This is a genomic window from Microcystis sp. LE19-10.1B (genome assembly GCF_027530565.1).
GTDB classification, from domain to species: Bacteria; Cyanobacteriota; Cyanobacteriia; order Cyanobacteriales; family Microcystaceae; genus Microcystis; species Microcystis aeruginosa.
In genome coordinates, this window is the sequence record NZ_JAPZQM010000653.1 from 1 (window position 1) to 6571 (window position 6571).

4 protein-coding genes and 1 pseudogene are annotated in these 6571 nt (G+C 44.7%); 2 read left to right on the forward strand and 3 right to left on the reverse strand.

What is annotated here, in order from left to right; all coding sequences use genetic code 11:
* The first annotated feature begins 721 nt into the window (after positions 1-721).
* Together O9332_RS23420 and O9332_RS23425 are read left to right on the forward strand one after the other, a co-directional pair.
* Positions 722-2311 carry a TIGR04222 domain-containing membrane protein gene (locus O9332_RS23420; RefSeq protein WP_288027641.1) on the forward strand — a complete coding sequence of 530 codons (1590 nt, stop codon included), beginning with the start codon at positions 722-724 and terminating at the stop codon, positions 2309-2311.
* Positions 2312-2451: 140 nt separating this feature from the next.
* Positions 2452-2550, forward strand: a pseudogene (locus O9332_RS23425) (IS982 family transposase); the annotation flags it as partial.
* Positions 2551-2717: 167 nt separating this feature from the next.
* Here the strand turns inward: O9332_RS23425 and O9332_RS23430 are convergent.
* From O9332_RS23430 to O9332_RS23440, 3 genes are all read right to left on the reverse strand, one after another.
* On the reverse strand, positions 2718-3659 hold the full coding sequence (locus tag O9332_RS23430; RefSeq protein WP_002756617.1) for a hypothetical protein: 942 nt from the start codon (positions 3657-3659) through the stop codon (positions 2718-2720).
* A 692-nt stretch (positions 3660-4351) separates the two neighbouring features.
* Positions 4352-5716: a DUF3370 domain-containing protein gene (locus O9332_RS23435; protein ID WP_288027642.1), complete on the reverse strand. Its 1365-nt coding sequence runs from the start codon at positions 5714-5716 to the stop codon at positions 4352-4354.
* A 90-nt stretch (positions 5717-5806) separates the two neighbouring features.
* A partial coding sequence (locus O9332_RS23440; RefSeq protein ID WP_288027643.1) for an RNA-guided endonuclease InsQ/TnpB family protein occupies positions 5807-6571 on the reverse strand: 765 nt, incomplete at its 5' end.

Genomic DNA, 6571 nt, shown 5'->3' on the forward strand with positions numbered 1-6571 from the left:
AGCTCAGCATCCCTATAAAACTCAAATCTTGGACTTCCATTCCTGCAAAACCCAATGGGCAACTCGTTCACTCTATTTTGAGGGACAGAAGCGAAATCAATTCTGTATCCTACACTACCGTTTGAATTTGGAATTGCTGTGGGTTTCCGAGACTTATTGCCCAGTTGACTGAGTTTGATTGTTGAGAATATTTGCTCTATCTTTGGGATGAAAGAGGGATAGTTGGCATCCAGCTTTTTTTGACATACCCCACGCCGTTTACGACGTGGATTCTTCTAGCATCACTGCTGTGAATTTCTGGCTCAACGAGTCCACTTGAATTAGATTCCTGGCGAAATCCAACCCAGAGGTGGTTCTCTCCCCAGACTTTCGCGACCTTACAGAAGCCTGTTTTCGGGGGCCCCTACGATACAGTTCAAAACCTCTAAAATCATTGGTTTCTTTGGTACTTGGTGCTGAGAATTTTTACCTATAGGAGCATTCCCCTATAGAACCCCATAACTCTAGTTTTCAAGGTGCGTTCATCGGTTGATGACTGGGTTTTTTAAGCGGTTGCTTACCCGGCCCCCTATTCTTAATATCATACATCCTATAAAGTCGCCCTCAAAGGGCGAGGCTTTAAACCCAATTTTTCGGTAAAGAAATTTAAACTTCACGCACAGTTAAGCCTCTTCGGCCTAAATAAACGACTAGAAACAGTTTTTTTCGGGAGGCCCAGTTTATGGATAGCCCATTAGGGACGATGAACTTTCAACAGACAGAGCTATACAAAAGAATTCAGGCATTTGCCTTGGATCGGCCAGATAGTCAATTATCTTTCAGCCAACGATTAGCAAAAGATAACGGCTGGTCCTTAGGCTATACTCAGAGAGCGATCGAGGAATACAAAAAGTTTATATTTCTAGCCGTTGCAGCAGAACATCCGGTCACGCCATCCGACCAAATCGATCAAGTTTGGCATTTACATCTGACCTATACGCGATTGTACTGGCAAGAGTTCTGTCCCAAAATTTTGCAAACCACATTACATCACGAGCCGACTCGTGGGGGTTCATCCGAGCAATTAAAATTTGGCAGTTGGTATAGCAAGACGCTAGAAAGTTACGAACAGTTTTTTGGACATATTCCGCCAATAGATATTTGGCCTAAACCCAAAGACCGATTCGGGCGAGATTTGCATTTTATCCGGATCAACACTCAACAAAGCTGGGTTTTGTCAAAACCTAATTTCACAGTCTCCTTCAAACCACAACTGCGAAAAATAGGCATCTTTACCTTTTTAGTCTTCCTTTCACTGATGATAACTAGCTGTCAGATAATCTCCCAAATTCCTAACCCAATGAATTTTACAGGTCCGGAATTTTTAACCTTCTATATTTCCCTAGTAGTGATGGGAATCGCTTTGGCAGCCTGGCTACGTTTTTCACTGTGCCTAGTTAGCGCTAATACAAAGCAGCAACCTGATTTAAATACTTACGAGATAGCTTTCTTGGCGGGGGGCAATGATCGCCTGATTATGGCCGCAATCGCCAGTTTGGTAAAACAAGGCTATGTGGAGGTATTAAAGGAAAAATCACCATTTGGAAGAACACAAAGCAAACTGGTGGTGACAGGAAAGATCGATGCTATTGCCGATCCTGTAGAAAAGGCGGTCGCCCAAGATATTTTGGCCACTGATGGGGCAATTGAACAGGTTTTCCAGAAGTCTAAAGTAATGAAAGATAGCATTCGTTCCCGCCTAGAACAGCTTGGTTTGTTTCTGAGCGATGCCCAAGCATTCAAAGCCCAAATTTATCCATCATTGATTGTGGTTATTCTTCTAGGAATAGGCTTGTGCAAAATGGCTGTGGGAATTTCTCGCGATAAGCCAGTTGGTTTACTTCTCATCTGTATATTTGGGCTTCTAGTTTTGGGAGCAAGGTTTTTTGTCAAACCACAGCGTCAGCGCAGCCGTTATGGAGAGATCATTTTTAATGATTTAACAAATCGCTTACAACCTTTAAAAACAGCCAATAGCAGCGATTCTGAACTTGTGCTTGCGGTGGCGTTGTTTGGAGCAACAGTTCTGATGGCGGATATGGCTTTAGCAGACTTGTATCAAATGCTGACTCCCATAGCCGCTGCTAGTAGCGGCAGTGGTGGCGGCAGTGGCGGCAGTGATGGCGGCAGTGGCGGCAGTGATGGCGGCAGTGGCGGCAGTGATGGCGGCAGCGGCGGTTGTGGCGGCAGTAGCGGCAGTGATGGCGGCGGCAGTGGCGGTTGTGGTGGTTGTGGTGGTTGTGGTGGTGGTGGTTGTGGTGGTGGAGGTTGATTGAGTTCAAGGCTATTAACAGCCGCTCGATCGAAGCGTGATGCCGAACCGCGAACTCCGTTAAATTTGTCTGTTTTTAGCGGAAGTTCCCCCATACAGATTCTGCCACAGCAGAGGTTGTCGCTTTTTGTCAAAGGGAAACTTCCGTTGAACATTCCCGCCACGGTAGCTCTGTTAATTTCTGCCTTAATCTCCTCTCTGGTTTGATTGCTTACTGCCACCAGCCGAAAAAACCCTCCTGGAACAGGGAATTTTATCGCCTCTACTTAGGGTTTGCTGGAATAAATCTAAAAACATTGTTGGATAAGGTTTTTAGACTTTTTTCCCCTCAAAAAGTGCTGACCATTGGAGTGATCGCGGGTAAAATTCAGGGACTTTTTCCCTGAATTTTAGGTAACTGACTACCTCAAAATCGGGAAAACCCTACACCCCACACCCCACACCCCACACCCTGCCCCCACCAACAAACTTTTTCAGCAGACCCTAAGTAGCCATTTTTCAGGAGAAAAGCGCTCAGGGCAGCGGGAAAGTCTGGATATTTGCCGAGCGCTATACTTTGGCCGTGGATATCGAGACCCCAATCGGAGTTTTTATCGTAATTAGCGAGGAGAAATTGCCAAGCTTCTTCGTATTCTCCCAGGAGAATTTTCTGTGCCACATAACCGGCCAAAATGCCATTAACTTCGGCTTTTTCTTTTTTAGCTAACTGAAAAGCTTTCAACATTGCTGCTAAAGTTTTTCTTAATTCTTGGGGATATTTTCTGGTGACATCCGCTAATTTACCCTGTTGAAAAGTATAAATTCTCGAGGGAGGAAAAGAGGCGGCGTAGGAACTAAAAGCATACAAAAAAGCATTATCAACGGTGACAAATTCATAATTATTATCTCCATCTAAATCTTCAAAGGAACCACCACTACCATCTAAAAAACCCGTTTCTTCTCTAATAAATTTATCTTTTTGCCAAGTATAAATTACCAAAGATGTGCAGCAATGAGCGCCGCCGCTATAGGTGGAGACGATAATCTCATCGATGCCATTATTATCTAAATCTATTAATTCGACATAGCCAGAGCCAAAGGCACTATACTCGCTATTTTGCTGATAAAGTTGCTCGTTATAAAAGATTTGATAAGAAACATTATTAATATCAGAATTGTCATCAACTCTCTCGTTTAGGTCGATGGGTTGATAGCTAACTTGTACCTTAATTTTCCCCGATCTAACCACTTGATTTGTTAGGGGTTGACCGGCATCAAAATCGAGTTTAGTCACGGCTAAACTCGCGGCTGCATTGCCAAAAAATTGAGATAATAAGCAGCAAATAAAGCAAGTTTTGCTAATATTCATCGGCTAAGTAGCTGGTTATAATTAAATTAAAAATGGATTTTAGGTTCGATCCCCCCTGCCCCCCTTGATAAGGGGGGTGCCGATAGGCGGGGGGATCCGCCCTTAATCCCTAGGGTCGTTTCATTCTCTCAAATGTCATTCTCTAAAATCTTTTTCTGGCAACGTTTTTAGTCGATTTCTCGGAATAAATATCTGAAAATTTCTAAAAACGTCGTGCTTTGCTTACCGCATAAGCGATTAAAGGTAGCAAAAAAAGAATTAGATTCAGAGAATGAATCAGCCCTACCCTACCCCCTAGTAGGGTTGATTCATGAATCAACCCTACCATGAATCAACCCTACCTTAATCCCCCCTTAATAAGGGGGGCATCTGATAATTTTTAACGCCTACCTACTTAATTCCCAGAGAGAGATTAATATCAGTGTATCTTACTTATTCTTCCCGACAATCAGCCGTTAACTTTTCGAGAAAAACTATCTAGGGTTTGCGGCAAAAAGCTTTTCGGTGGGGGCAGGGTGTGGGGTGTGGGGTGTGGGGTTTTACCGATTTTGAGGTAGTCAGTTACCTAATTTTCAGGGAAAAAGTCCCAGAATTTTACTCCCGATCCCCGCAATGGCTGGCACTTTTTGAGGGAAAAAAAGTCTAAAAGTCTTATCCAACAAGGTTTTCAGATTTATTCAGCCAACCCCTATCTATTCCAAAGTTTTAACGCTCAAAACTTGGGGGGGTGTGGCATCGGGGGGATAGAGAAAATCGAGATTAATGTCGCGTCTGGCTCCGGGGGGAAGTTCCACCTGTACTAAAGCTTCTCCCTGTTGTCCTTCCCGTTGAACGAGATGGAAAAAACGTTCCTCGGTGCGTCCCAGGGCGTTACGATAGGTAACGCGCACTGCACCCCGGAAAAATACCGGTCCCTGGACGGGTTCAACAAATAGCAAGCGATCGAGATAATTGTCTTCTTTAATTGGGGTTTGAATACTCAAAGCCACCACCTGGGTTTTGCTGCTATTGTTATATAGAGGTAAAGTCAGATAGTAGTGAACACCGTAGTTACCGTGAGCTTTGAAAGCCGTATCGGGATAACGCACTAACATGGGAGCGCTTTGAATTTGTCTGGTTCCGAAAGTAGCTGCTGTCACCGTACTTAAAGGATAGGCAAAAGCTTGACCGGGTTGAGGAATGGTGAGATTAATTCCCCCTTTGGGATCGACAATGCGGGTTGCCCATTCCGAACCGACAGAAATTCCGGCCACGCGACCATAAAAATTTCTTCTTCCAGGGAACCATTGATCGGGGGGAGTGGGGGGAAAATCGCGAGGAGCGGCTAAATCACCTCTAACTAATAGGGTACGCCATTCCTCTAGGGTAGGGGGACGAAAGGTTTCTATTTCCCGATCTTCGATTTTGACTTTTTGGGGAACTTCGTAGAGGGCTAAATTGGCCATATAGACCGGTCCATCGCTGTAGAGACGTAGGAGGGTCGAGCGGGCGCTACTTCTGGGGATAACCAGATCGAATAGCATCCGACTTTGGCCTGGGGGAATGACGATCTGGGCGGGAAATTGGGTATCATGGCGACGACGCATGATATCGCTGGCTAAACGGGAACCGGGACCGGAAAAAACCCGGCCATTGGGATCTTCCACCAGAGAGGGTAAATCGACAAAAGGGGCATCGGCGGAGGTGACGTAACTGACTCCTTGCAGGATGCGGATAACGAGGTTTCTGGAGGTGGGATTAGTAACGATCAGGCCCTGGTGTAGGTCGCGATTGGGATCGGTTTGACGGGCGATGTGGTGGGTGAAAACGTCAAAACGTCCTTGTAGGGGATGATTGAGATGGGCTATGGGATAACGTTTTCCTTTACCGGGGAAAGTGGAGAGGAGAATTCCCTCTTTTTCTACCACTTCGGGACTATTGCTATTAAAAACTAGAACGTCATTCAGTTGACCGGGCAACTGACGCACTTCCTGATATTGGGTGACTAATTTCCTCTCTATCTGGGGCAGAACCGAGGCGGACTGAGCTAAAAGAATAGTGGGTAAGAAAGAAAGCATAGAGATTCTATATTTATAGGATCTAATTAAGGGTGAGTCGATGGAGAGTTGACATCCTCACCGCCGTAAACGGACGGTGATTCCCAAACCTCACGATTTAGGTTTCTGCTTCTTTCCCTTGCGGGGTTCCGCACCTGCCTTAACAGATTTACTCTGTTCTGGTCTTATGGTCGCTCCACAGACTGACACCGCAAGCCCTGCGGCCAAAATATTTTTACTGGCGTTAATATCTCGGTCATGGTGTGTCCCACAGTTCGGACAGTCCCACTCTCGAACATTTAACGGCAGCTCTTTCACAATATACCCACAATTACTGCACCGTTTAGAACTGGGAAACCATCTATCTATTTCGATGTAATTTCTGCCGTACCAACGGCATTTATAGGCTAATTGTCGAATGATTTCTCCCCAGCTTACATCAGATATTGCCTGAGATAATTTCGGGTTTTTGACCATATTCTTGACAGCTAAATTCTCAACTACAATCGTTTGATTTTCACGAACTAATTGAGTGGTTAGCTTATGTAAATGGTCTTTTCTACTATCCGTGATTTGAGCGTGAATTCTGGCTACTTTGATTCTTGCTTTTTCCCGATTTTTTGACCCTTTCTGTTTTCTCGAAAGGCTTTTTTGGTCTTTTCGCAGTCTCCGATAATGCTTTTTAAAATGCTTGGGATTAGACACTTTATCGCCATCGCTGGTAATCACAAGGCTACTAATTCCTAAGTCAATTCCGATGGCTTTATCTGTTACTGGTAATGGCTTAATTGTTGGGTCATCAAATCTAATTGAAATATGCCAACGTCCAGAAGGATGTAATCTGACTGTTACTGTGCTTGGTTCACAGCTTTCTGG